Origin of the sequence: Chromobacterium sp. CV08 (genome assembly GCF_051129845.1) — a bacterium.
Classification (GTDB): Bacteria; Pseudomonadota; Gammaproteobacteria; order Burkholderiales; family Chromobacteriaceae; genus Chromobacterium.
Map to the genome: position 1 here is coordinate 1,563,171 of NZ_CP150453.1, position 25,191 is coordinate 1,588,361.

The window sequence follows — 25,191 nt, forward strand, 5'->3', positions numbered from 1 at the left end:
TCTGCCAGTTGCTCCCATTGAAAGAGCAAGCACATGTCTACAAAAGGACAACGTACCCACGCGCGCCAGCCGGTTGCGCGTGCCAAGGGCCATGAAACCTCGCAGCCGCGCCAGAACGCCGGCCGCGCCCAGGGCCAGGCACAGGCCCGCCAGGGCAAGCCCTCGCCGGCCGCCGGCAAGCAGCAGCGTTTCCCGCAACAGCCGCAGGGCCAGCAAGGCCGCCGCGGCGGCCCGCGCCAGCAGCGCGACGCCTACGGCAATCCGGTGATGCCGTCGCAGGACGGCGTGCCGCTGTTCAAGATGTCGCGCCGCGAGCAGGAACAACAGATGATGGCCGCCGGCAACCGCAAGCCGCAATATCAGCGCGACAGCAACGGCGATGTCAACGGCAATGTGGCGCTGGACCATGAACAGCGCTTCGGCAACAAGAACGCCGCCCGTCCGGCGGCCAACGGCAATGCCGCCAAGGGGCGGCAGGGCGGCGCCGGCAAGGCCCCGCAGGCCGACGCCAAGGCGGAAAACCGGACCCGGGGCGAGGGCAAGCCGAAGCAGCTGGTGCAGAAGGCCAAGAAGCTGCGTCTGCGCAGCCCCAGCCAGGACATCAAGAGCAAGGCCCAGAAGCTGAAGGAAGTGCGCGTCGATCTGAACGAGATCGAGCCGGTACGCCTGCAGAAGGCGCTGTCCTCGTCCGGCGTCGGCTCCCGCCGCGAGATGGAAGAGTGGATAGAGGCCGGCCTGGTGCTGGTCAACGGCAAGAAGGCCAGCCTCGGCGACAAGGTCGGCCCGCACGACAAGGTGACGGTCAAGGGCGACGCCATCAAGCTCAAATGGCCGGACCGCCTGCCGCGCGTCATCATGTACCACAAGGAAGAGGGCGAAATCGTCACCCGCGACGACCCGGAAGGCCGCGTGACCGTGTTCGACCGCCTGCCGCAGGCCAAGTCCAGCCGCTGGGTGGCCATCGGCCGCCTGGACGTCAACACTTCCGGCCTGCTGCTGATCACGACCAGCGGCGAGCTGGCCAACCGCATGATGCACCCGAGCTTCGAGGTCGAGCGCGAGTACTCGGTGCGCGTGCTGGGCGAGCTGACTCCCGAGATCATGAAGGAAATGGTCAAGGGCGTGGAGCTGGAGGACGGCGAGGCGCGTTTCGACCGCATCTTCCAGACCGGCGGCCAGGAAGAGTCGGCCAACCAGTGGTTCAACGTGGTGATCAAGGAAGGCCGCAATCGCGAAGTGCGCCGGATGTTCGAGCATTTCGGCCTGACGGTCAGCCGGCTGATGCGCGTGCGCTTCGGCAATATCGGCCTGCCCCCGCGGCTGAAGCGCGGCCAGTTCTACGAGCTGAACGCGGCCGAGGTGGCGGCGGTGATGAAGTGGTCCAACCTGACGGTGACCGGCGGCAAGAAGGCCGGCGGCCAGCGCAGGGGTTCGGCGCGCAAGCCCAAGGCCGCGCCGCGCCAGGAATAAGCTTCGCCGCTAGCCGGCGGATTGACGATACGGGCGATCGCCGGACGGTGGTTGCCCGTTCTGTTTCCGGGGACATTGTGGAAGATTTCGGCTTGAACGACGGCGCGGCGGGCTTGCCGCCGCCGCGCAGGCAGCGCGCCGCCATCGTCATCATCGAGAACGGCAGGCTGCTGCTGATGCGCCGGGTGAAGCCGGGCAAGGATTATTACGCCTTGCCGGGCGGCAATATCAAGAAAAACGAGACGCCGGCGATGGCCTGCGTCCGCGAGACGCGCGAGGAGACCGGCCTCAATGTCTGGCTGGAGCTCGGGCCGCTGTGCGTGCTGGAGAGCGAGAGCCGCGTCGAGCACGTCTTCGTCGCGCGCGAGCATCGCGGCATGCTGAGGCTGGGCGGGCCGGAGCTGGCCAAGCTGTCGCCGGACAACCATTACGAGCTGGCCTGGCTGGACGCGGCCGAACTGCGGCGGGTCAAGCTGAGGCCCAAGTCGCTGCTGCCCTACTGCCTGTCCCTGCTGGCAGGCGGGGCGCCGCTTCCGGCATAATCCGACGACGCGCGCAGCCAGCTTGCGCGGCCAACCCGCATGATGGAAACCGATATGAGCAAGGCGTTTACCAAGGAAGACGAGCAGCAGGACGACGATCTGCCGGCCGAGCGGCGCTTGCCGGCGTCGACGAAGAACTACATCACGCCGGGAGGCTGGCGCCGTCTGAAGGACGAGTTGTACCAGCTGGTCAACCGCGAGCGGCCGGAGATGGTGCAGGTGGTCAACTGGGCCGCCAGCAACGGCGACCGCTCGGAGAACGGCGACTACCTGTACGGCAAGCGCCGGCTGCGCGAGATAGACCGCCGCATCCGTTTCCTGACCAAGCGGCTGGAGATCGCCGAGGTGGTGGACCCGGAGACGCGCGAGGCGACCGACCAGGTGTTCTTCTCCGCCACCGTGCTGATCCAGCGCGGCGACGGCAGCGAGCAGCGGCTGTCCATCGTCGGCGTCGACGAGATCGATCTGGCGCGCGGCCGCATCAGCTGGATCTCGCCGATCGCCCGGGCGCTGCTGAAGGCGCGCGAGGGCGACAGCGTGCTGTTCCGCGGTCCGGACGGCGACGAGGACATCGAGGTGTTGGAAGTCAGCTATGTCGGCATAGACTGAGCGACGACGAAACGACGGCCCGGGCGCGCACCGGGCCGTTTGTTTTGGATGGCCGTCAGGGCTGCATGTGCTCGGACAGCTTGCCGTTGATCTGAAACCAGTCGCGGGTGGCCCTGCCGCCACAGTCGCCGAAGGCGGTTTGCAGCAACCGTTGCTGCTCGCGGTGCAGCGCCTCTTCCAGCTTCAGGCCCTCCTCGCTCAGCGTCAGCTGTTTGACGCGCTTGTCGTGCGGCGCGGCCTGGCTGCCTACCAGACCCATTTCCAGCAGCTGGCGCAGCGGAATGTTGATCGCCTGCTTGGTGACGCCGAGAAAGGCGAGCAGATCCTTGACCGACAACTTTGGGTAGCGGGCGACGAAGAACAGGATGCGGTGGTGGACTCTCGCCAGCCCGCGTTTGGCCAGTATCTCATCGGGCTTGGTGGTCAGGGCCTTGTAGGCGTAGAAAAAGATTTCGATCGCGGCCCGCGTGTCGACGGCGGGAATGTCGCTCTCCTTCGGTTCTGCGCTGTGGATCATGGTGGGTCCTGTTGGTTGATCGGCAGGGGAGGCAGGCCGCCGGCCGCCGCGACCGAACAGCTTGCGAAGCGGAGGATGGCATTGCGCGCGCATGTCCCCATGTCATCAGTAGGGATGAGAATGCGACAGTATCCCGGCAGCGCCGCAATATATCAATGACATTCTCATTTTCCTGCCCATAGGTAGGGGGGAGTGTTGCGGCGCGGTGTTCAGCCGACCAGGCCGCGCTTGGCCAGCATCGCCTCCGCCGACGGTTCGCGGCCGCAGAAGGCCATGAACGCCTGCTGCGGCGACCGGGCGTTGCCGACGCTGAAGATGTGGCGGAGCAGGCTGTCGGCCAGCGCCGGATCGAAGACGTCGCCGGCGGCCTCGAAACGGGCGAAGGCCTCCGCCTCCAGCATCTCGGCCCACAGGTAGACGTAGTAGCCGGCTGCGTAGCCGCCATTGAACAGATGGTTGAAGTGGGGCAGCGAGTGGGCGAGTCCGGCTTCCGGCGGCAGGCCGTAATGCCGGCACAGCGCGGCTTCGAACGCCGCCGGATCGGCTACGCCGTCGGCTTGCTGATGCAGTTCCAGGTCCAGCAGCGCCGAGATCGCGTAGCGCACGGTGGCATAGCCCTGCTGGAAGTTCTGCGCCGCCAGGATGCGGGCCAGCAGCGCCGGCGGCAGCGGCTCGCCGCTGTCGGCGTGGCGCGCGTGCTTTTCCAGCAGTTCCGGCGCCCAGGCCCAGTTTTCCATCAGCTGCGACGGCAGCTCGACGAAGTCGCGCAGCACCTGCGTGCCGGACAGGCGCTGGTATTCGACGTCGGACAGCAGGCCGTGCAGCGCGTGGCCGAATTCGTGGAACAGCGTGCGGACGTCGTCGAAGCCGAGCAGCGCAGGCTCGCCGCGGGCGAAATTGGTGTTGTTGACGACGATGGGCAGCGAGACGCCCCCGTGGCGGCCCTGGGCGCGGTAGACGCTCATCCAGGCGCCGCCCTTCTTGCCGGGACGGGCGAAGTTGTCGCTGAGGAACACGCCGATGACGGCGCCGTCGCGAAGTACCTCCCAGCCGCGCACATCGGGGTGGTAGCGCGGCAGGTCGCCGCGTTCGACGAAGGACAGGCCGAACAGCCTGCCGGCGGCGTCGAACATCGCCGCCCGCATATTCTCCAGCGAAAAGTAGGGCTTGATCTCGGCGTCGTCCAGCGCGTAATCGCGCTGGCGCAGCTTCTCGGCCAGATAGCGCCAGTCCCATGGCGCGATGTCGTCGCCGGCGCCCAGCTCGCGAGCCAGCGCCTGCAATTGCTCCTTTTCCCTCGCCATCAGCGCCTTGGCCGGCTCCCATACCTGTTCCAGCAGCCTGTGCGCCGCCGCCGGGGTGCCGGCCATGCGGTCGCCCAGCGCGAACTCGGCGTAGTCGGCATGGCCCAGCAGCCGGGCCTGCCGCTGGCGCAACCGCAGGATGCGGCTGACGATGGGGCGGTTGTCGCGTCTCGGGTCGGTGCCGCGGCTCGTCCAGGCGCGCCAGACGGTCTCGCGCAGGTCGGCGCGGCTGGAATGGGCGAGGAAGGCGGTGACCGACGAGCGCGCCAGCGTGACGGCATGGCCGTCCAGGCCGCGCTGGCGGGCGGTCTCGGCCATCGCGTCGCGCAGCGACGGCGGCAGGCCGGCCAGTTCCGCCTCGCCGCGCAGCGGCAGCGCGTATTCGGCCTCGTCGGCCAACACGTTCTGTCCGAACTCGGCCGACAACCGGGCCAGTTCGGCGACGCAGTCGGCGAATTCGCGCCGGGCCTCGCCTCGCAGCCGGGCGCCGGCCATCGTGAAGTCCAGGTGCAGCCGCTGCAAGAGCCGGCGCTGTTCCTCGCTCAGCTCCAGCGTCGCCGCCCGGCTCATCACGGCGTCCAGCCGGGCGAACAGCTTTTCGTCGAGATAGACGGCGCCGTGGTGGGCGGCCAGCCTGGGCGCCAGCTCGCGCTCGGCGGCGCGCAGTTCCGGGTTGGAGTGCGAGCTGCACAGATTGTGCAGCACCAGCGTCACCCGCTTCAGCGGCAGCGCCGTGGCTTCCAGCGCCTCCACCGTGTTGGCGAAGTCCGCCGCCTCGGCCCGGTCGGCGATGGCGGCGACGGCCAGCCTGTGTTCGGCCATCAGCTGCTCGATCGCCGGCGCGAAGTGCCCGGCGGCGATGAGGTCGAACGGCGGCAGCCGGTGCGGCGTGTCCCAGGCTTGCAGCAGCGGGTTGTTCATGCGGTTTCCTATGATGCGGGCCTGCCGGGCTTACTGGATGCTGCCCGGCGTGACGATGAACTTGCCGCTGACATGGGCGACGATGGGGTCCCACTGCGCCCGCTGGCTGGCCGGATAGCGGATGCGGAAGGTCATGAACTGGTCGTCGACCAGATAGGTCTTCTGGTAGAAGATCTTGTCGCCCTCGGTGCCGGAAACGACATACCAGTTCTTCTTGATCGCCTTGAACGTGACCTGGCGGGGCGCGCCGGACTCGGATTGTTCTTTCAAAGCGCTGCGGTACTCGTCTTGCAGCGTGCTTTCCGTGGCGTTGTTGATGCCGGATGCGGTCATGACGGTCTGCTGGTCCGGCGAGGTGAAGGTCATGCCGTCGCCGTTGTCCGATCCGTCGCCGGGGATCAGCAGGCCCTTGGGGAAGGGCAGCGAGAACGGGAAGCGGCCGTTTTCGTAGGTTTCGTAATGGATGCGAGCCGCTTTCTCGCTCTGCGGCCGGCTGGCCGGTTCGGCGTGATGTTGCGATTTCCAGTACAGGCCGCCTGCGGCCAGGACGATCAGGGCCGGAGCCAGCCATTTGATTGTTTTTGTCATGATTGGTCGATCAACTTGTAACTGAATGGGATGGCTAGTCTATCCATTTTTCTGCCGATGGCAATGGCGTCGGGCCGGTCGCGGCCGGCCCTTTGCCATGCTCAGATCAGGCCGCGGCTCTGCAGCATCGCCTCCGCCCGCGGATCGCGGCCGCGGAAGGCGCGGAAGGCCGCACGCTGTTCGCGGGCGTCGCCGGCGCTGTAGATGTGGCGGTGCAGCTTGTCCGCCAGCTCCGGGTCGAACGGATCGCCGGCCTCCTCGAAGGCGGCGAAGGCCTCGGCCTCCAGCACTTCCGCCCACATGTAGACGTAGTAGCCGGCGGCGTATTCCGGCCCGGTGAAGATGTGGCGGAAATGCGGCGGACGGTGGTTCATGTCGGCCGTGGCCGGGACGCCCAGCCGTTCGCGCTCGGCGGCCTCGAAGGCGGCGATGTCGACGCCGTCGGCGTCGGTGCGCTGGTGCAGCGCCAGATCGATCAGCGTGGAGGCGGTGTAGCGCACCGTCTCGAAACCCTGGTTGAAGTGGCGCGCCGCCTTGATCTTGGCGACCAGCTCGGCCGGGATGGCCGCGCCGGTCTCGGCGTGGCGGGCGTGCTTGGCCAGCACTTCGGGCACCAGGGCCCAGTTTTCCATCAGCTGCGACGGCAGCTCGACGTAGTCCCAGGGACTGTTGGGGCCGGCCAGCAGCCGGTACTCGACGTCGGACAGCAGGCCGTGCAGGCCGTGGCCGAATTCGTGGAACAGCGTGCGCACATCGTCGAAGCTCAGCAGCGTCTGGCCATGGCCGGCCTTGGCGAAGTTGTTGTTGTTGACGACGATGGGCAGCGACTCGCCGCCGTTGCGGGCCTGGGAGCGGTAGACGTGCATCCAGGCACCGCCGCGCTTGCTCTGGCGCGCGTAGTTGTCGCCGAGGAACAGGCCTATCGTCTTGCCGCCGCGGCTGACCTCCCAGGCGCGCACGTCCGGGTGGTAGAGCTTGAGGTCGCGCCGTTCGGCGAAGCTGAGGCCGAACAGCCGGCCGGCGACGTCGAACATCGCCGCGATCATATTGTCGAGGCCGAAGTAGGGTTTGATCTCGGCGTCGTCCAGCGCGTAGCGGGCGATGCGCACTTTTTCCGCCAGGTAGAACCAGTCCCAGGGCTGGATGTCGGCCGGCTCGCCTAGGCGGGCCGCCTCGTCGCGCAGCATGGCCTTTTCCGCCTCGAAGCGGCCCTTGGCCGGCTCCCAGACCTGTTCCAGCAGCGCGTGCACCGCGGCCGGCGTGCCGGCCATGCGGTTGGCCATCGCGTAGTCGGCGAAGCTGTCGAAGCCCAGCAGCCTGGATTGTTCGACGCGCAGCGCCAGGATTTCCCGGGCCAGCGGGCGGTTGTCGCGTCCCGGGTGCTCGCCGCGGCCGGTCCAGGCGCGCCAGGCGGCTTCGCGCAGCTCGCGGCGGCTGGAGAAGGTCAGGAAGGGCACGATGGACGAGCGCGACAGCGTGATCGCCCAGCCGGCCAGGCCGCGCGCCTCGGCGGCGGCGCGGGCGGCGTCGAGCAGGAAGGGCGGCAGGCCGGCGAGCTGGTCTTCGCCCAGCGGCAGCGCGTATTCGGCCTCGTCGGCCAGCACGTTCTGGCCGAAAGCGGTGGTCAGCTCGGCCAGCCTGGAGACGATCTCGGCGTAGCGCAGGCGGTCCTCGCCCTGCAGCTTGGCGCCGGCGCGGACGAAGTCGCGGTGTATCCGGTCCAGCAGGCGGTCCTGTTCCTCGCCGAGGCCGAGTTCGCCGCGTCGGGCGTGGACGGCGTCGAGCCGGGCGAAGAAGCCGGCGTGCATGTAGACGCGGCTGTTGTGCTCGGCCAGCCTCGGCGCCATGCGGCGTTCGACCTGCTGCAACTCGGCCGAGGTTTCCGACGCGGTCAGATTGTCCAGCAACAACTGGACGCGCTCCAGCCGCAGGCCGCTGCGGTCGAAGGCGGCGGCGGTATTGTCGAAGTCCGGCGCGTCGGGCAGCGCTGCCAGCGCGTCGATCTCGGCCAGGTGTTCGGCGAACAGCGCGTCGAAGGCGGTTTCGAAGTGTTGGGGGAGTATCCGGTCGAACGGGGGCAACTGGTGGGGGGTGGACCAGTCTTGCAGCAGGGGATTGGCGTTCATGGCGCTCTTTTCGCTTCGGTTGGCGTCGGGCTCATGACTTTATCATTGTTTCTGATCGGAACAAACCGTTCATGCCGCCGGAATGTCGCAAATTCCCCGCGATGCGCCGCTGCGGCGGTTTCGGCTCGCCGATCTCGATCCGGCACTCGCCGGCGAGGCGGGCCGGGCTCCTGCCGGATGGAAAAAACCCGCTCGGCGGCGCCGGGCGGGCTATTGTCGCTGCGAGACGTTTTCCGCGTCCCGCATCCGGCAGCAAACGGCCGGCGCCGCAAAAGTCAGGCCAGTTTCGGTTCGCCTTCCAGCATCAGCACGCCGGGCAGGCCGGAGCGGAAGACGGCCTGCTGCAGCGTGTCTATCGCCTTCTTGCGGAAGAACTGCTTGCGGGTGACCAGCAGCACGCGGCGCCGCGGCGCCGGCTCGCTGAACGGCACCACCGACAGCAGCGTCTCGTCGCCGGGGCCGACCGAGGTGGTCGGCATCACGGTCACGCCCATGCCGCTGGCCACCATGTGGCGTATCGTGTTCAGCGAGCTGCCCTGCAGCGTGCCGGCCAGGCCGTTGCCATGGTTCTGGCGGCTGGACAGTTCGCTGCAGGCCTGCAGCACCTGGTCGCGGAAGCAGTTGCCCTGGGTCAGCAGCAGCACGCTTTCCTCGGCCAGCTGGCAGGCGGCGACCTGCCGTTGCTTTTCCCAAGGATGGCCCTTGGGCATCGCGACGACGAAGGGCTCGTCGTACAGCGGCCAGGCTTCGACGCCGGTCTCCTCGAACGGATCGGCGACGATGATGGCGTCGACCTCGCCGCGCTTCAGCATTTCCGCCAGCCGGGAGGTGTAGTTCTCCTCCAGTATCAGCGGCATGTCCGGCGCCAGGATGCGCAGCGCGGGGATCAGCTTCGGCAGCAGATAGGGACTGATGGTGAAGATCACGCCCAGCTTCAGCGGCCCGGCCAGCTCGTTCTGATGCTCGCCGGCCAGCCGTTTCACCGCCTCGGCCTCTTCCAGCACCCGCTGCGACTGCTCGATGATGCGCTCGCCGATTTCAGTGACCGCCACCTCCTGGCCGCCGCGTTCGAACAGGGTGATGCCCAGCTCGTCTTCCAGCTTCTTGATCGCGATCGACAGCGTCGGCTGGCTGACGAAGCAGCTTTGGGCGGCGCGGCCGAAGTGGCGCTCGCGCGCCACCGCCACGATATAGCGCAGTTCGGTCAGCGTCATGGCTTAGCGCTGTTGCTCCGGCAGTACGATGTTGACTTCCAGGACTTCGTAATCGTCCTGGCGCTCCACCTGCACCTTGATGTCGTCCAGATTGACCGACACGTATTTGGAAATCACTTCCATCAGTTCGCGTTGCAGGGCGGGCAGGTAGTCCGGCGCGTGGCGGCCGTTGCGCTCGTGCGCGAGGATGATCTGCAGGCGTTCGCGGGCGATGGCGGCGGATTTCTGCCGCTTGCCGAAAATCATATCGATCAATGACATGCTCAACCTCCAAACAGGCGCTTGAGGATACCGACCTTGGGCGCGTCCAGGAAGCGCATCGGCCGCTGTTCGCCGAGGAAGCGCGCCACCACGTCGGTGTAGGCCTCGGCGACGTCGGAACCTTTCAGGTGGATGGCCGGCGTGCCGGAGTTGGAGGCCTGCAATACGCTTTGCGATTCCGGAATGACGCCCAGCAGCGGCACCCGCAGGATTTCCTTGACGTCGTCGACCGACAGCATTTCGCCCTTGTCGACGCGGCCCGGCGCGTAGCGGGTGATCAGCAGATGCTCCTTCACCGGCTCGCGGCCTTCCTCGGCGCGCTTGGACTTCGAGGACAGAATGCCCAGGATGCGGTCGGAGTCGCGCACCGACGACACTTCCGGGTTGGTGACGATCAGCGCTTCGTCGGCGAAGTACAGCGCCATCAGCGCGCCTTTCTCGATGCCGGCCGGGGAATCGCAGACGATGTAGTCGAAACCGGCCTCAGCCAGGCTCTGCAGCACCTTCTCGACGCCTTCCAGCGTCAGCGCGTCCTTGTCGCGGGTCTGCGAGGCCGGGATGATGAACAGATTGTCGCAGTTCTTGTCCTTGATCAGCGCCTGGTTCAGCGTGGCCTCGCCATTGACGACGTTGATCAGGTCGTACACCACGCGGCGTTCGCAGCCCATGATCAGGTCGAGATTGCGCAGGCCGACGTCGAAGTCGATCACGGCAGTCTTGTGGCCGCGCAGTGCCAGGCCGGAGGCGAAGCTCGCGCTGGTGGTGGTTTTGCCTACGCCACCCTTGCCGGATGTCACAACGATGATTTTTGCCACGGGGCTTTCCTCTGGTATGTGTTACTCGCCGAGCGCTGTCATCACCAGACGCTCGTTCTCAAGATAAATCTGGGTCGGTTTGCCCAGGATGCTGTCCGGCAGTGCCTGTTCTATCGTCCGGTACACCCCGGCGATGGAGACCAGCTCGGCCTCCATGCTGCGGGTGAAGATGCGGGCGGCGTGGTTGCCGCGGGCGCCGGCCAGCGCCCGGCCGCGCAACGGCGCGTAGACGTGGATATTGCCGTCGGCGATGACCTCGGCGCCGGCGCTGACCATCGCCAGCACCACCAGATCGCCGCCCTTGGCGTAGATCTGCTGGCCGGCGCGCACCGGGCGGTCGATGATCATCGCGGCGGCCGGCGCGGAGGCAGCAGCTTCGACGGCCGGTTTGGCCGCCGGTTCCTGCACCGGCTGCACCGAGCGCGGCTGGGCGGCATTGTTGGCGAAGGCGAGGCCGAAGCGGCTGGCCACCGCCGCCAGCGCATTGTCAGGATGGCGCAGCGCCACCGCGCGGATGCCGCGGCGGCTGAGCAGCGGCAGCAGGCGGCCCAGATCCAGCTCGGCCGGATTGGGCAGCGCCTCCACATCGAGCACGAAAGCTTCGGCGGGGGCGTCGTTGGTGTTGCCGAAGCGCGCGTCCAGCGCCTGGCTCAGTTCGTCCAGGTTGTCGGTGCGCAACAGGATCGCCAGCAGGTCCAGGCTGGCGGATTTGATGTCGAATGCGTTGGCCACAGGGCTCATTGGGGTAGCTTTAATATGGATAGATTTCTTCTATGGACCGAGTTTACTGGCTTGAGGCCCGCGTTTCAATGGCGGTGACGGCGCGGCCGGAGTGCGGGCGGCCGCGGCCGTCCAATGGCCGCGTCCAGGCTGTTGCGATGCAAAAAATTTGGTCGGCAATCATGTCTGTGGGGACAGGTGCGGCATTGTCATGAATATGGAATGATGGGCTGGTAAAAAGCTTGGCGGAATAGCCGCTTAGTTTATTGTGCAATGCAACATTGTCTTGACCGGACTGAAACTTTCACGCTACAGTATGGTTGTTGCAGTGCAACATCATTCGCGGTACCAGTCTTGCTCGCTGTAACACTGAGTCGTTGTCTACCGACATTCTAGGAGCTGATTACATGTTTACCACCACCCAGGAACTCTCCGCGCTCGGCCAGTCGCAGTTTGACAAGGCTGTCCGCCTGTCGTCCATCGTCCTCGCCGGCGCCGAGCGTTTCGCCAGCCTGCAGCTGGACCTGTCGCGCAAACTGCTGAGCGACAACGCCGAAGCGTTCAAGGCGCTCAGCGAAGTGAAAGACGCCAAGGCGCTGGGCGAGCTGCAAAGCGGCCTGACTCAGCCGGCGCTGGACCAGGCCTTCTCGGCCGCCCGCAATGTCTACGATGCCGCGCTGGCTACCCAGAACGAGTTGTCCGCCTTCGTCGAAGAGCAGATCGCCGAAAACAACAAGGCGCTGCAAACCAGTCTGGACCGCCTGTCCAAGAGCGCGCCTGCCGGTTCCGACATCGCCGTCGCCGCGCTGAAGACGCTGCTGAACACGTCGACCGCCGCTTTCGAGAGCGTGTCCAAGACCGCCAAGAAGGTGGGCGCCGAGATCGCCGAAGCCGGCGTCGAAGCCGCCACCAACTCGGCCAAGGCCGCCAGCGCCGCCGTGACGCGCAAGAAGAACGCCACCGCCGCCGCCTGATTCCGTTCCGCGGTTTCGCAGATCCGACCCGCCCTGGTCCGCCAGCGGCGGGTTTTTTATCAGGCTTGTCGAGAGCCTCAGCCCGTTCTGCGAACTTGCTGCCTTGTCGGGCTCGGTTGGCATATTCATGCCATTCGATGATTCTGTCGCTTGATTTTGGTCGAGCCGGAAAACTTGCCCACGCCTTTCCGAGCCGGGGCAAGTTTCATAGGTTCATTCAGATGGCCATCCGAGATGCGGTGTCTAATTTCTGGTTTCTGGGCGTGACCATTTTTTAGGTTGATACAAGTTCCAAGCCGTTAGAGAGAAGACATATTCTTGCGAGACGGGTTTGCCCTGTAGATAGAACTGTACGTTTTCCTTTATCGATGTGCTTTCTTTGTTTCTATACAGCCATCTCAGCTCCGATGCGGTAATCGCCCTTCCATAATCGCCTTGCTTTTTTGCAATCTCAGGAATGCTATCTATCAGGTGATCAACACAAAACAGGACTTTCCCATTTCTCACTTGTGTTTGAAATTCAAGTCCTGCCTTACTTGTTCTAATCCAGCCTTGGTCTCTGCTGTCCTGAGTGCTTACTTTTCTTTCGGTAACATTGTATTTTTCATGATTGAGCAAAAAGTTTTTATACTGAATGGCTCTATCCGAATCCATCAGTTTTTGTCTGATTTCCTCATCGGAATTGAAATGTGTCGAGTCTCTTTCCCAAACTGCATTGGTTATGTCATTTTGGATGCGAATCTCCTTCTTGCTATCACCGCTTGTCGAGAATAGCATATTCAGAGCTGCTTGACGCGGTCGCGCCAGGCCGTAAATCAAATCCCCTGGTTTGAAATCTGCGGCGATGTCGGTGCTTCGACCATTTATTTTGATGTCTCTGCGCTCTTTTATTAAATTCGGATTGATTTCTATATCTGCAATATTGATATTCTTCAGGCTGTTGGGAATATCGTTGATGGCTATTTCCCACTTGACTCGCGAAGGCGCGACCATTGTAATGTCGCGGAGGTTTGGGGGGAGGTTGATGGGCAGCGCCAGACTTTTGCAATAATCAATCGTTAAAGTCTTCAGGCTGGATGGTAAGGGCTGTGGCAGCTCTTTAATAGTGTGATTGTACTGTATTTGCAGATGGGAAAGATTGTCTGGCAGGTTTGGCAAGGATGTGAAATTATTGCAATATGTAATTTTTAGCGTATCCAGATGGTTTGGCAGGCTTGGGATGGCGTGAATTCCATCTATCCCATGAAGCTCAAGAATCGATAATGTATTGGGGAGTTCCGGAGCGTGTTTGATTTTCACAGAGTCTAGCTTCAATTCCAATAGCTTGGAAGGCATTGGAGGTAGGTTCTCTAATTCACAACTGCATATCTCTAGTTTTTTCAAGTGCTCAGGCAATTTGGGAAAGGGGGCTTCGCATTGACGGATAAAGAGAGATTGCAAACCTTCGGGAAGTTCGGGAATAGGGCCGTTGTAGTTTTCTATTGCGAGGTGTTGCAAGCTTTTGGGCAGCGGGGGCAGCGCTCTCAAGTTTAAGTAAATATCTATCTCCAGTCTTTCCAAGCCCGCCGGAAGTGGAGGAAGGGAGCTTACCGATTCGTTAAAATGCAGGGACGTGCGATTGTATTTGATGGCGTCTCTGATTTTTTCTGCGAGCCGTGATCTATCGTAGCGTTCTCTTTCCGGTCCACTTTGCTCCCATTCGGTCAAGGCATCTGCTGCATGGGGATCCGTCTCCGCTAGCTTTATATGGTTGTTTGAGGAGTTTATGCTGTTTAACATTGGCGTGGTCTTTTTGAATGAGAGAAATGTATTGACTGGATTTGAATGAGTATGAGCTGTAATAGGCCTGCTGCGGGTATAAAATAATGCAGTAAAAGGCCATGCATATTGTTATGGCAGGATTTATTTTATTGAGTTTGAAGAAGGAATCTTTCAAAAACCGCTTAACGGCATCGGGCGAACTCATTCAATCGAGTTGCGTAGGCTGAACGGTAGCGGCTGCCTGGTCCGTCGTTGGAAGCGACTTGTCAGCGAAGCGGAATATATCGGGGCCGCGGCTCAGCCTCGCTGCTGCAGGACCGCGTCGATGCGCTCCGCCCATGCGCGCAGCGCGGCCTCCTCCGGCAGCGTCAGCAGGATGCCGCGCGCCAAATTGGCGGCGAAGTGCCGGACTTCGTCCGGCAATGGCGACGGATAGGGCGGAGGGTGTCCTATTTGAGACGACAGATAGTCTTCGGCCAATTGCCGCAGTTTCTCGGCTATCAGCCATTGCGTCTGCAGCATTTTTTCCCAGTCCAACGGATGAGGCGATCCATCCGGAGTCGGGAGGGCGGAGAGCCCCTGATGCTGCATCGCGGCGAAGACGCGCTGGCAGAAGCGCGCGCTGTGGGTCGGCCCGCAGTGCAGCCAGCAGCCCGGACGGGGAGCCAGCGCGTCGAGAACCCGCCAAGCGGCGCTGGCCGGCGCGGGCGCGTTGCCGACCAGCAGCATGAAGCCATGTTCGGCGGCCGGCTCCAGCCAGTCTCCGGCCAGTTCGACCAAATCCAGGCCGGTGTCGCGGCAATGCGCCATGCGCTCGGCCAGCGGCAGATCGCCGTCCCGGCCCAGATCCAGCCAACAGTCGGCCAGCTCGATGCCGACCCAGTCCGGCGGCAGCCGCGCCGGCGGGGCGCGATCGACCGGCGCGGCGAGTCCTTGCGCCTCGAGGCGGCGCAGGAACCAGGAAAGGTGGGGGGCTTGCCCCCCGATGCGGCGGGAAACGACCATGTCAGAGACCACCAGGCCGCCGTCGGGCGGTGTTTGCTATCGGACAGAGTGGCAGAAGATGCCGGCCACGGCAAACCATTATCCGGTGTAATGCTGAAATTGTGCAATGCAGCATCGTCGGGCGGTAAAAAAACCGGCCACTCGGCCGGTTCTTCGATTGGCGCGGCGTTTACTTGCCGAAACGCGCGATGCCTTCGACCAGTTCGGTCTTGGCGTCTTCCAGCGTGCCCCAGCCCTGGATCTTGACCCATTTGCCCTTTTCCAGATCCTTGTAGTGCTCGAAGAAGTGCACCATCTGGTTGCGCAGCAGTTCCGGCAGGTCTTCCAGCTTCTGGATGGACTTGTACATCGGGCACAGCTTTTCGACCGGCACGGCGACCAGCTTGGCGTCGACGCCGCCGTCGTCTTCCATCTTGATCAGGCCTAGCGCGCGGCAGCGCACCACCACGCCCGGCGGCAGCGGGAACGGGGTCACGACCAGCACGTCCACCGGATCGCCATCGCCGGCCAGGGTCTGCGGCACGAAGCCGTAGTTGGCCGGATACATCATGGAGGTGCCCATGAAGCGGTCCACCACCAGCGCGTTCCAGTCCTTGTCGTATTCGTACTTGATCGGAGCGGCGTTGGCGGAGATTTCGATGACGACGTTGAAGTCGCCCGGCATGTCTTTGCCCGGGCCGATGCTTGCGAGATCCATGGACGGAAATCCTTCAGGGTTCGTTGAACATTGTTGTTTGACCGGGCGATTATATCAGCAGCTGCCGGCGCTGTGCCGGCCGGGTATAATCGGCTGTTTGACGCCATTTACGCTAGGAAGAACGCGCGATGCTGGACAAGCTGATCACCGAACTGGACAAGGGCCTGCGCACGCTGTGCGCGCCGGCGCACAGCGCCCGCGCCCACCCGGACCAGGATATCGCCGAGGCCGGGCTCAGCGCGGCGGAGAAGAAGCACGCGCTCGGCCTGATGCGGGTCAACCATTGCGGCGAAGTCTGCGCGCAGGCCTTGTACCAGGGCCAGGCGCTGACCGCGCGCGACGCGTCGGCGCGCGAGGCGTTGCGCCAGGCGGCGCAGGAAGAGGTGGAGCATCTGGCCTGGACCGAGCGCCGCATCCGCGAGCTGGGCGGTCGGCCCAGCCTGTTCAATCCGCTGTGGTACACCGGCTCCCTGGCACTGGGCGTCGCGGCCGGCGTGTTCGGCGACAAATGGAATCTGGGCTTTCTGCAGGAGACCGAGCGCCAGGTCGGCGCCCATCTCGACAGCCATCTGAGCGCCCTGCCGGAAGGCGACGAGCGCAGCCGCGCCATCGTCAGCCAGATGCGCGACGACGAGCTGCAGCACGCCGAAATGGCGCGCGAGCTGGGCGCGGCCGAACTGCCGGGCCCGCTGAAGGCCGCGATGAAACTGTCGGCCAGGCTGATGACCGGCAGCAGCTACCGCATCTGACAGCCTGTTCAAATTTGCGGCGGCGGGCCGGCTCCGTGTCCGCTGCGGTTTTCACTTAGCGACGGCTTCCCCGCCTGCCATTTCGGCCATCGCTTGAATTTCCTCCCGTTTTTTCCTTGCCGCGCCCCGTTTTTTTCCACCTATAGTGGACGGGGCGCTATGCGTTTCTCATGGCTGGCGCCGCCGTTGGAGCTGTGTTTGTCATGAGCTGGTCGGCTGCGATCCGGGCGGATGCGCATGCCGAGGTGACAGGTCTCTGGGCGCGATGCAAGGAGAACGAGATGTCGCTAGGCGCAGTGGGCAGTTCCCTTCCCGTTTCTTACCTGCCGGCAGCGTCTGCCGGCGCCTTGTCCCAGGCGGGGCAGGGCGGCGTCCGCACGGCCGGCGCCTCCCGCAACGGCCGGGACGAGGGCCCCGGCAGCGGTTTCGGCCAGGAGGTCGTGCTGGCCCTGCAGCAGTCCGGCGTCAATGTGATCGGCGCCGCGGCCGGCGCAGGATCGGCGTCGGGCAAGGCCGGCGACCGCGACGCGGGCGGCATCGGCGCGGCCGGCGCGCCGTCGGCCGGCGGCAATGTGCAGCAGGCGCTGCATACCTTCGTCCACGCGGTCTACCAGGCGGTGCAGTCGGAGGGCCTGTCCGGAGGCGGCGCCGGCAACGGCCAGCAGGGAGCGGCCGCCGGCGGCTACGGCGATTTCCAGAGCAATCTGCAGCAGTTGCTGCAGGATGTCAGGGAAGGCACCCGGAACAACGCCACCTCGGGCCTGAGCGCCGCGTTCAAGAGCCTGCAGCAGGCGTTGGGCGGCGATACGCCGACCGGCGCGTCGACGCAGGCCTCGCTGCATACCTTTCTGCAGAACCTGGTGACGCTGCAGAACGGCCAGCAGCTGAATGCGGGCGGCGTCGGCTCCTTGGTCGACACCAGCGCCTGAGACGCGCGGCGTCTATACTGCGAACAGCGATGCCGCCGCGGGCTGGCGGCGAAAATATCCTGAATTAACAGAAATTTGCAGTCCGGCGCTTAGTCCGGGAGGCGCGGTGCCGATATATTCCCGTCAGCGCAAGCGGTGGCGGGTAGATCAGTTCGTGAAGGAGAGCATCATGTCAGTCGGGTCGCTGGGCAGCAGCTCCATCTCTTTGCAATACACGCAGATCGATATCCAGGAAACCCTGTCGGGCGATCAGGGCCAGCAGGACGGCGGCGGTGCCGTCCAGGGGGCCGGCGGCGGCCATCACCGCCACGGCGGCGGCGGGCAGTTCGCGCAGAGCGTGTTGCAGGCGCTGCAACAGTCCGGTCTGCTGCAGCCGTCGACGGGCGGTTCCGCCGCATCGTCGACTGATGGCGCCGACGGCGCCGACGACGGAACGGTCGCCGCGGCCGGAAGCAGCCAGCAGCAGGCGGTCCACGCCTTCATGCATTCGCTGTTCCAGGCCTTGCAGCAGGAGGGATCGTCGTCGACGGACGCGACGGGCGGCAGCGCCCAGGACGGCAGCTCCGGCGCTTACGGCGCCAGCGGCTTGCAGAACAATCTGCAGCAGCTGTTGCAGGATATCAGCAACGGGACCCAGAACGACGCCACTTCGGCGTTGCAGACTGCGTTCCAGAATCTGCAACAGGCGCTGGGCGTCGGCGGCAGCGGACAGGCGTCGCAGTCCTCGCTGCAAAGTTTTCTGCAGAATCTGAGCAATAATCTGCAGCAGCAGAGCCCGTTCGGCGCCAGCGCCGGCGTCGGCGCGCTGCTGAGTACTTCGGCCTGACGGCCGGTTGCCCCGTGCGGGGCGCCGGACGGCGGGACGGGCAGGGGCCGGGGCAACCCGGCCCCTGTTTCATTCGCGCGCGGGCAGGCTGGTCAGCAAGCCCAGGCCTATGATGGCGATGCTGAGCAGGCCGGCGGTCACCTCGCCGAGCTCGACGCCCAGCGCGGCGGCGAACATGACGGCCACCAGCGCGGCGATCGCCCAGAAGGCCGAGACTTCCAGATACTTGAACCGGCCCATCATGTCGCGCTCCACCAGGTAGAGGGTCAGCGAGCGGACGAAGAGCGCGCCGACGCCGAGCCCGGCGGCGATCAGCCAGAAATCGTTGGTGATGGCGAAGGCGGCGATCACGCCGTCCATCGAGAAGCTGGCGTCCAGCACCTCCAGGTAGACGAAGCCGATCAGGCCGTTCCTGGCTGCGGCGGTCTGGATGTCGACGCCGCCGAACAGCTGCTTGAACATGTGCAGCACCATGAAGGCCACATAGCCCCAGAAGCAGCTGCTGACGAAGGCCATCCTCTGGCCGGCCGGCAGCAGCGCGGCGACGATGGCCACCAGCAGCACGGTCACCAGCGACTGCGCGTTTTCGACGCTGTCGAGCCTGGCCAGCAGCGGTTCGACGACGGGCACCCAATGCTCGTCCCTCTCGTGCTGGACGAAGTATTCGATGACCACCATCAGCAGGAAGGTGGCGCCGAAACCCATGATCACCAGATGGCTGTCGTGCAGGATGCGCTGGTAGCGCTCGGGCTGTTCGGTGGCCACGTCGAAGGCGTCGGCCAGCGACACGCCGCCGGCGGTGGAGACGATGAGCAGCGGGAAGAGGATGCGCATGCCGAACACGGCCACGGCGATGCCGACGGTCATGAAGGCGCGGCGCCAGCGGGGGCTCATCGCCTTCAGCACGCCGGCGTTGACGACGGCGTTGTCGAAGGAGACGCTGATTTCCAGCGCCGCCAGCACCGCCGCGGTCAGCAGGAAGGCGCCGGCCTGTTCGACGCCGCCGCGCGCGTGCCCGTAGCAGGCGACGGCGGCCAGCGCGACGGCGCCTAAGGCCAGCGAGCCGCGAAAATAGGAAAAAGTGGAACGCATGGCTTAACCTGAGCGAGTGCGGCGTCGCCGCTGTTTTTTTTTGAATGCGGCGACGGCCGGAGAACCGGCCGTCGCGTCGGCATTATATGACGTTGTCAGCGGCCGCGCATCAGCCTGCGCCGGCGGCTCGGGCCAGGCAGCGGCGGTAGCGGCCGTCCACCCGGCCGGCGAACCATTCCGTGGTCAGCTTGCGGCTGATCTTGGGGCTCTTCAGGTCGATCTGCGGCATAGCCTCGCGCGGCAGCGCGCGGCCGGCCTGCCTGTCGGCCAGCGCGAACACCTGCCGGTACAGCGGGCTCTGGCCGAAGGCGGCGTTCTTTTCCTGCGCGAGATCGCGCTGGATGGCGGCGGCGCTCATGCCCAGCCGGCCGGCCAGCGACAGCGCCGCCTGTTGGCTGCCGGAGGCGGCCTTGCCCTGATAGTTCAACAGGTCGCCGTCCAGCGCCAGCCTGCGGCCGGAGAGCCGGGTCAGCGCGGCCTGGAAGGCGGCGTTGCGGCTGCTGTAGCGGCCGGCGTTGAAGTCGGCGAAGCGGTAGCGCATGTCCTGGTACGGCGCCGGGTATTGCAGCAGGATGGCGGCGCCGAAATAGACGCCGCCGCGGCGGCTGAACACCTCGTGGCGTATGCTTCCCTGCACCGGGTACGGATAGGGCCAGATCCTGGCGTGGGCCTCGGCGAACTCCACGCTGACCTGCATCGGCCCGCCGGTGCGTATCGGATTCTTCATGTCCAGCGGCAGGCCCAGCTTTTTCGCTTCACGCGACATGTCCTCGTACAGCAGGTTCATCTCGCGTTCGGTGCGCAGATTGTCTATCCGCGTCTTGTAGCTCTGGCCGTTCGGCGAGGTTTTCATCAGCGCGCCCTTCACCACGGCCAGCGGCACCAGGTAGCGGTGCGCGCGCTCCTCTATCTTGCCCCAGACGATTTGCGGCAGGCCCGGCACCACCGGATCGGCCTGCCAGCTCGACTCCTGCTCGATCACCGCCGCCAGCGCGCAGGCGTTTTCGGCGGTGGAGGGAATCCGCAGATGGCGGAAGGCGCCGGCGATGTCGGCGATCCAGCCCTGGCGGTCGCGCACGCCCGGCGGCACCGCCGCGGCGATGAAGGCGGCGGATGCCGGCCGTGGCGTGGGTGCGCTGGCCTGGGGCTGCGTCGCGGGCGCGGCCGGAGACGGTTCGACGATAGGCGCTTGGGGGAGGGGTTCCGACGGCGGCGGCGCGATATCCGGCAGCGGAGCCGGCGCCGAGGACGGAAGGGGGCGGGGGCCGGCGCAGGCGGCCAGCAGCGCGCACAACAGCAGCAGGCTGAATTTTCTCATTGTGTTTGGAGCGAGGGTGCGACAGCGGCGAGCTTAGGCCAAGCCGCCGTCGCGGGCAAGCGGCGTCAGCGCGGCGGCAGATAGGCGGCAGGATCGACCACCCGGGTGCCCAGCCGCAGCTCGAAATGCAGCATGACCCGGTCGGCGGCGGAATCGCCCATGGTGGCGATCTGCTGGCCGGCGGACACCTGCTGGCCTTCCTGCACCAGCAGTTTCTGATTGTGGGCGTAGACGGTCAGCGTGTTCTCGCTGTGCTTGACGATCAGCAGATTGCCGTAGGCGCGTATGCCCTTGCCGGCGTACACCACTTTGCCGGCTGCCGCCGCGCGCACCGGATCGCCGGCCTTGCCGGCCAGATCCAGCCCCTTGTTGCGGTTGCCGTCGAAGCCGGCGATCAGCGCGCCGTCGGCCGGCCATTGCAGCTTGACGTCCAGCCTGGCCGGAGGCGGCGCCGGCTTGGTCTCCGCCGGTTTGGACGCGGACGGCTTGCCGCCGGCCGGCGGCTTGGCCGCGCCGGCGGGCGGCTGTACCCGCAGCAACTGGCCGGCCTGGATGCTGGAGCGGTCGGCCAGCTGGTTCCAGCGCGCCAGGTTGGCGACGCTCTGCCTGTTCTGGCGGGCGATGCGGTACAAGGTGTCGCCCGGCTGGACGCGGTAATAGCCGGCGGGCGCCGGCGCGTTGGACGCGGATGGCGTGGCGCAGGCGGCCAGCCATAAGCTGCTACAAAGAATAAGGGTAAGGGTTCGCAAGGACATGACCATGATTCTAGCACCGTCCCGCCGCGGCCATGTCCGCGGGGGAGGCCGGAGGGCGGCGATGATGAAACGGGTTTGGCTGGCGTTGGGCTGTTTTGGTTCCGGCCTGCTGTGGGCAGCGCCGGCGCCGGCGCCGGTGACGGTCAGTCTGTACACCTTGGGCTATCCTCCGTTCGTGATCCGCGACGGGAGCGGACCGCCGCGCGGCATCGCGGTGGAGCTGGTCGAACTGGCGATGGAGCGCGCCGGCCTGCGCGGCCAGTTCGCCGAGCTGCCGTGGAAACGGGCGCAGATGCAGGTGCAGAGCGACGATGGCAGCTGCCTGATGCCGCTGACCCGCTCGCCGCGGCGCGAAGCGCAGTACCGCTGGGTCGGCCTGGTCGACGACAGCAGCCAGTCCTTGTTCGTCGTCGCCGGCAAGCCGCTACGCATCCATGCGCTGGCCGATCTGAAGGGCTTGCGCGTGGTGACGCTGCTGGGTTCGTCGATGGCCGACTGGCTGCGCGCGCACCAGGTGGCGTTTTCCGAGCTGGCAACCACCGAGGAGGCCTATCGCGAACTGAGCCTGGGTGTGGCCGACGCCTGGGCGGTGCACAGCCCGGTGGCGCGCTATCTGGTCAAGAAGCAGGGCGTCAGCGCGGTGCCCATCCGCGAGGCGATGCGCTTGCAGGAAACCGGCATCTATCTCGCCTGCGGCAAGCATATGCCGGACGAGGTGGCGCAGCGGCTGGGCGCGGCCATCCGCCAGTTGCAGGCGGACGGGACGGCCGCCCGGATCTCCGCGCGCTATCTGGAGTGAGCGGACGGCAAAAGCCCCCGCGGGGCGGGGGCTTGGGAGCGAAGCGGATCAGCGGGTGATCGGCTTGTAGCGGATGCGCTTGGGCTTGGCGCCTTCCTCGCCCAGGCGCTTCTTCTTGTCGGCCTCGTATTCCTGGTAGTTGCCGTCGAAGAAGGTCCATTGCGATTCGCCTTCGGCCGCCAGGATATGGGTGGCGATGCGGTCCAGGAACCAGCGGTCGTGCGAGATCACGAACACGGTGCCGGCGTATTCCAGCAAGGCGTCTTCCAGCGCGCGCAGCGTTTCGACGTCGAGGTCGTTCGACGGTTCGTCGAGCAGCAGCACGTTGCCGCCCTTCAGCAGCGTCTTGGCCAGGTGCAGGCGGCCGCGTTCGCCGCCGGACAGCATGCCGACCTTCTTCTGCTGGTCGGCGCCCTTGAAGTTGAAGCGGCCCAGGTAGGCGCGGCTGGACATCTCGAAGCGGCCGACGGTCAGGATGTCGGCGCCGGCGGCCACGTCCTCGAACACGGTCTTGTCGCCGTCCAGGCCTTCGCGGCTCTGCTCGACGAAGGCCATCTGCACGGTCTGGCCTATCTTCACCGTGCCGCTGTCCGGTTGTTCCTTGCCGGCTATCATCTTGAACAGCGTCGACTTGCCGGCGCCGTTGGGGCCGATGATGCCGACGATGGCGCCCGGCGGGGCCTTGAACGACAGGTTGTCGATCAGCAGGCGGTCGCCGAAGCCTTTGGACACGCCGTCGAACTCGATCACCTCATTGCCCAGGCGCTCGGCCACCGGGATGAAGATTTCCTGGGTCTCGTTGCGTTTCTGGGTCTCGAAACTGGACAGCTCCTCGAAGCGGGCGATACGCGCCTTGGACTTGGCCTGGCGGCCCTTGGGGTTCTGGCGCACCCATTCCAGCTCCTGCTTCATCGCCTTCATCCGGGCGCCCTCGCTCTTGGCTTCCTGCGCCAGGCGCTCTTCCTTCTGCTCCAGCCAGGACGAGTAGTTGCCCTTCCACGGGATGCCTTCGCCGCGGTCCAGTTCCAGGATCCATTCGGCGGCGTTGTCGAGGAAGTAGCGGTCGTGGGTAACGGCCACCACGGTGCCGGGGAAGCGCACCAGGAACTGCTCCAGCCATTCGACCGATTCGGCGTCCAGGTGGTTGGTCGGCTCGTCCAGCAGCAGCATGTCCGGCTTGGATAGCAGCAGCTTGCACAGCGCGACGCGGCGCTTCTCGCCGCCGGACAGCGGGCCGATCTTGGCGTCCCACGGCGGCAGGCGCAGCGCGTCGGCGGCCAGCTCCAGCTGCAGCGCCACATTGTCGCCTGCGCCGGCGGAGATGATGGCTTCCAGCTTGGCCTGCTCCTCGGCCAGCGCGTCGAAGTCGGCGTCCGGATCGGCGTAGGCGGCGTACACCTCCTCGAGGCGCTTCTGCGCGCCCATCACGTCGCCCATGCCGCTTTCCACTTCCTCGCGCACGGTCTTGTCATTGTCGAGCTTCGGCTCCTGCTCCAGATAGCCGATCTTGACGCCGGCCAGGTGCTGAACCTCGCCGTCGTATTCCTTGTCCACGTTGGCCATGATGCGCAGCACGGTGGATTTGCCCGCGCCGTTCAGGCCCAAGAGGCCGATCTTGGCGCCGGGGAAGAAGGACAGCGAAATGTCCTTGATGATTTGTCGCTTGGGCGGGACGATCTTGCTCACTCTGAGCATCGACATCACGTATTGGGCCATGGATTCGTTCACATTGGTTGGATGGGACTAGGGTCTGTTGACGTTTGGTGAGTGGATCGCGTTTGCGCCGATTTGGGACGGAAGCAAGGCGCACAGTCCGACGCATAGTCATTCTATGCAAGGGCTGGGCAACGCGGTTTCCGTGCCAAAGCGGCCAAACCCGCAGGGCCGGGCGCTTCTCGCGACGACTCTTCGTTGTTCCGCGCTGGCAGAGAATGACTATGCGGCGCGCGAAACGCCTCGATTCGCCGCAAAACGCATCCCGGCGCGACCGCTCAGCAAACATCAACAGACCCTAAGCGTCGATTATAACGAAATCCGCGGCCCTGCTGCGGCCGGGATGCGCGGGGCGGAGGTCAGCGGCAGTTGGCGCGGAAGCTCAGCAGGATGTTCATCGCCAGCGTCGGCCGCTCCGCCAGCCGTTGGGGCAGGAAATCCGGGCCGTAAACGTCGATGAAGCCCGGATGCTTGCGGATGGCTGCGTCATCCAGCCGGGTGAAGCCCATGCGCCAGTTGGCGAAGCTGCGCCGCTCGATGTCCTCGAGGAGGATCTCTATCAGATTGTAGTGGCGGGGGTCGTCTAGGATGCGCTGGTAGGTTTCGGCGACGGCGTCGGCCTCGCCTTCCAACACCTGGATGAAGTTGCCGGGGCCGTAGAGCAGCACGCCACTGATGTCGTTTTGCAGATTGTGGCGCACGCAGGATTCCAGCAGCGCTTCTTGTTCCGCGTGGCTAAGTTCCTTGCGGGCGGTGCTGACGTAGATCAGATGCTGCAGCGGCATGACGGATGTCCTCGCTGAAGGGCGGATGCGATCGATCGCCGAAGCATAACAAAATCCGCCTCGGCGATGCGCGGATGGCCACGCCGGCCATCCGCATGGCCAGGGCTTAGACCCGCTAACAAAACCCCTGATCCTGCGTTGCGCCTCCTTGTCGTACTACTTGTACTGCCTGCGTCGGCGCGCCTTGGCTCAGGTACGCTGCGCGGTTTTGTTAGCGGCTCTTAGAAGGCCAGCGCCAGCGCGGCGGTGGCCAGCATCGCGAAGGCGCAGGCCACCTTGGCCACCGCGCCGACGAGGAAGCCGACGAAGGTGCCTATGCCGACCTTGCCGGCCTGGAACGCGTCCTTGCGGGCGATGAATTCGCCGACGACGGCGCCGATCAGCGGGCCGAGGACGACGCCGGCGATGCCGAAGAACAGGCCGACCAGGCTGCCGATGAAGGCGCCCCACAGCGCTTGCTTGCTGGCGCCGGTGGCCTTGGCGCCTAAGAGGCCGGCGACGAAGTCTATCAGCAGGCCCAGCGCCGCCAGCACCGCCAGTACGGTCAGGCTGATCGCGCCCAGGTGCTGGAAGTTGTCCAGCCACGATGCCAGCAGCAGGCCGCCGAACAGTAGCGGCAGCCCGGGCAGCGCCGGCAGCACGGTGCCGGCCAGGCCGGCGACCACCATCAGCGCGGCGGCGAGATAGCCGAGCAGCGCCAT

The 25,191-nt window shown here is 65.4% G+C and carries 25 protein-coding genes; 8 read left to right on the forward strand and 17 right to left on the reverse strand.

Going from position 1 to position 25,191, the window contains the following annotated elements:
- The first annotated feature begins 33 nt into the window (after positions 1-33).
- From WNM05_RS07490 to greB, 3 genes are all read left to right on the forward strand, one after another.
- A complete protein-coding gene (locus WNM05_RS07490; protein ID WP_434633841.1) occupies positions 34-1,470 on the forward strand; it encodes a pseudouridine synthase in 1,437 nt (478 codons plus the stop codon).
- A 77-nt stretch (positions 1,471-1,547) separates the two neighbouring features.
- The gene (locus tag WNM05_RS07495; protein WP_434633843.1) at positions 1,548-2,012 is read left to right on the forward strand and encodes an NUDIX domain-containing protein; all 465 of its coding nucleotides are present in this window, start codon (positions 1,548-1,550) and stop codon (positions 2,010-2,012) included.
- A 54-nt stretch (positions 2,013-2,066) separates the two neighbouring features.
- Entirely contained in the window at positions 2,067-2,621 is a 555-nt protein-coding gene (gene greB / locus WNM05_RS07500) for a transcription elongation factor GreB (RefSeq protein ID WP_434633846.1), read from the forward strand.
- A 55-nt stretch (positions 2,622-2,676) separates the two neighbouring features.
- On the opposite strand, the gene WNM05_RS07505 is transcribed toward greB, so the two are convergent.
- The 8 genes from WNM05_RS07505 to minC form a co-directional block, all read right to left on the reverse strand.
- Positions 2,677-3,138 carry a MarR family winged helix-turn-helix transcriptional regulator gene (locus WNM05_RS07505; protein WP_434633849.1) on the reverse strand — a complete coding sequence of 154 codons (462 nt, stop codon included), beginning with the start codon at positions 3,136-3,138 and terminating at the stop codon, positions 2,677-2,679.
- Positions 3,139-3,347: 209 nt separating this feature from the next.
- On the reverse strand, positions 3,348-5,363 hold the full coding sequence (locus WNM05_RS07510) for a M3 family metallopeptidase (protein WP_434633851.1): 2,016 nt from the start codon (positions 5,361-5,363) through the stop codon (positions 3,348-3,350).
- Between the two features lie 30 nt (positions 5,364-5,393).
- The gene (locus WNM05_RS07515; protein ID WP_434633853.1) at positions 5,394-5,951 is read right to left on the reverse strand and encodes a hypothetical protein; all 558 of its coding nucleotides are present in this window, start codon (positions 5,949-5,951) and stop codon (positions 5,394-5,396) included.
- 101 nt (positions 5,952-6,052) lie between these two features.
- Positions 6,053-8,077, reverse strand: a complete 2,025-nt coding sequence (locus tag WNM05_RS07520) for a M3 family metallopeptidase (protein WP_434633854.1) — start codon at positions 8,075-8,077, stop codon at positions 6,053-6,055.
- A 275-nt stretch (positions 8,078-8,352) separates the two neighbouring features.
- Positions 8,353-9,291, reverse strand: a complete 939-nt coding sequence (locus tag WNM05_RS07525; RefSeq protein WP_434633856.1) for a LysR substrate-binding domain-containing protein — start codon at positions 9,289-9,291, stop codon at positions 8,353-8,355.
- Positions 9,292-9,294: 3 nt separating this feature from the next.
- Entirely contained in the window at positions 9,295-9,552 is a 258-nt protein-coding gene (minE, locus tag WNM05_RS07530) for a cell division topological specificity factor MinE (RefSeq protein WP_043620835.1), read from the reverse strand.
- Positions 9,553-9,554: 2 nt separating this feature from the next.
- Entirely contained in the window at positions 9,555-10,367 is an 813-nt protein-coding gene (minD, locus tag WNM05_RS07535; RefSeq protein WP_434633858.1) for a septum site-determining protein MinD, read from the reverse strand.
- Positions 10,368-10,388: 21 nt separating this feature from the next.
- Positions 10,389-11,108, reverse strand: coding sequence for a septum site-determining protein MinC (gene minC, locus WNM05_RS07540; RefSeq protein WP_434633859.1), 720 nt, complete (start codon positions 11,106-11,108; stop codon positions 10,389-10,391).
- Positions 11,109-11,494: 386 nt separating this feature from the next.
- Between minC and WNM05_RS07545 the strand changes: the two genes are divergently transcribed.
- Complete coding sequence (locus WNM05_RS07545; protein ID WP_434633860.1) at positions 11,495-12,061, forward strand: phasin family protein; 567 nt, start codon at positions 11,495-11,497, stop codon at positions 12,059-12,061.
- 243 nt (positions 12,062-12,304) lie between these two features.
- Here the strand turns inward: WNM05_RS07545 and WNM05_RS07550 are convergent, their stop codons facing one another.
- The 3 genes from WNM05_RS07550 to ppa all read right to left on the reverse strand — a co-directional run bounded on the left by WNM05_RS07550 (position 12,305) and on the right by ppa (position 15,524).
- Positions 12,305-13,840 carry a hypothetical protein gene (locus tag WNM05_RS07550; protein ID WP_434633861.1) on the reverse strand — a complete coding sequence of 512 codons (1,536 nt, stop codon included), beginning with the start codon at positions 13,838-13,840 and terminating at the stop codon, positions 12,305-12,307.
- Between the two features lie 279 nt (positions 13,841-14,119).
- Positions 14,120-14,827: a hypothetical protein gene (locus WNM05_RS07555; RefSeq protein ID WP_434633864.1), complete on the reverse strand. Its 708-nt coding sequence runs from the start codon at positions 14,825-14,827 to the stop codon at positions 14,120-14,122.
- A gap of 169 nt (positions 14,828-14,996) precedes the next feature.
- Positions 14,997-15,524, reverse strand: coding sequence for an inorganic diphosphatase (gene ppa / locus WNM05_RS07560; protein ID WP_434633866.1), 528 nt, complete (start codon positions 15,522-15,524; stop codon positions 14,997-14,999).
- A gap of 128 nt (positions 15,525-15,652) precedes the next feature.
- On the opposite strand from ppa, the gene coq7 reads away from it, so the two are divergent.
- The 3 genes from coq7 (at position 15,653) to WNM05_RS07575 (ending at position 18,028) form a co-directional block, all read left to right on the forward strand.
- Positions 15,653-16,273: a 2-polyprenyl-3-methyl-6-methoxy-1,4-benzoquinone monooxygenase gene (coq7, locus tag WNM05_RS07565; protein WP_434633868.1), complete on the forward strand. Its 621-nt coding sequence runs from the start codon at positions 15,653-15,655 to the stop codon at positions 16,271-16,273.
- Positions 16,274-16,554: 281 nt separating this feature from the next.
- The gene (locus WNM05_RS07570; protein ID WP_434633869.1) at positions 16,555-17,202 is read left to right on the forward strand and encodes a hypothetical protein; all 648 of its coding nucleotides are present in this window, start codon (positions 16,555-16,557) and stop codon (positions 17,200-17,202) included.
- 169 nt (positions 17,203-17,371) lie between these two features.
- Positions 17,372-18,028: a hypothetical protein gene (locus tag WNM05_RS07575; protein ID WP_434633871.1), complete on the forward strand. Its 657-nt coding sequence runs from the start codon at positions 17,372-17,374 to the stop codon at positions 18,026-18,028.
- Positions 18,029-18,097: 69 nt separating this feature from the next.
- Here WNM05_RS07575 and WNM05_RS07580 read toward each other — a convergent pair whose 3' ends face one another.
- The 3 genes from WNM05_RS07580 to WNM05_RS07590 form a co-directional block, all read right to left on the reverse strand.
- A complete protein-coding gene (locus WNM05_RS07580; RefSeq protein ID WP_434633873.1) occupies positions 18,098-19,120 on the reverse strand; it encodes a DUF475 domain-containing protein in 1,023 nt (340 codons plus the stop codon).
- A 109-nt stretch (positions 19,121-19,229) separates the two neighbouring features.
- A complete protein-coding gene (locus tag WNM05_RS07585; protein WP_434633875.1) occupies positions 19,230-20,438 on the reverse strand; it encodes a DUF1615 family protein in 1,209 nt (402 codons plus the stop codon).
- 65 nt (positions 20,439-20,503) lie between these two features.
- The gene (locus tag WNM05_RS07590) at positions 20,504-21,193 is read right to left on the reverse strand and encodes a peptidoglycan DD-metalloendopeptidase family protein (protein ID WP_434633877.1); all 690 of its coding nucleotides are present in this window, start codon (positions 21,191-21,193) and stop codon (positions 20,504-20,506) included.
- A 61-nt stretch (positions 21,194-21,254) separates the two neighbouring features.
- Here WNM05_RS07590 and WNM05_RS07595 point away from each other — a divergent pair, with 61 nt between their 5' ends.
- Complete coding sequence (locus tag WNM05_RS07595; protein WP_434633878.1) at positions 21,255-21,992, forward strand: substrate-binding periplasmic protein; 738 nt, start codon at positions 21,255-21,257, stop codon at positions 21,990-21,992.
- 48 nt (positions 21,993-22,040) lie between these two features.
- On the opposite strand, the gene ettA is transcribed toward WNM05_RS07595, so the two are convergent.
- The 3 genes from ettA to WNM05_RS07610 all read right to left on the reverse strand — a co-directional run bounded on the left by ettA (position 22,041) and on the right by WNM05_RS07610 (position 25,191).
- Positions 22,041-23,708: an energy-dependent translational throttle protein EttA gene (gene ettA, locus WNM05_RS07600; RefSeq protein ID WP_434633880.1), complete on the reverse strand. Its 1,668-nt coding sequence runs from the start codon at positions 23,706-23,708 to the stop codon at positions 22,041-22,043.
- A 356-nt stretch (positions 23,709-24,064) separates the two neighbouring features.
- On the reverse strand, positions 24,065-24,490 hold the full coding sequence (locus WNM05_RS07605) for a BLUF domain-containing protein (protein WP_434633882.1): 426 nt from the start codon (positions 24,488-24,490) through the stop codon (positions 24,065-24,067).
- Positions 24,491-24,711: 221 nt separating this feature from the next.
- On the reverse strand, positions 24,712-25,191 hold the full coding sequence (locus WNM05_RS07610) for a DUF456 domain-containing protein (RefSeq protein ID WP_434635132.1): 480 nt from the start codon (positions 25,189-25,191) through the stop codon (positions 24,712-24,714).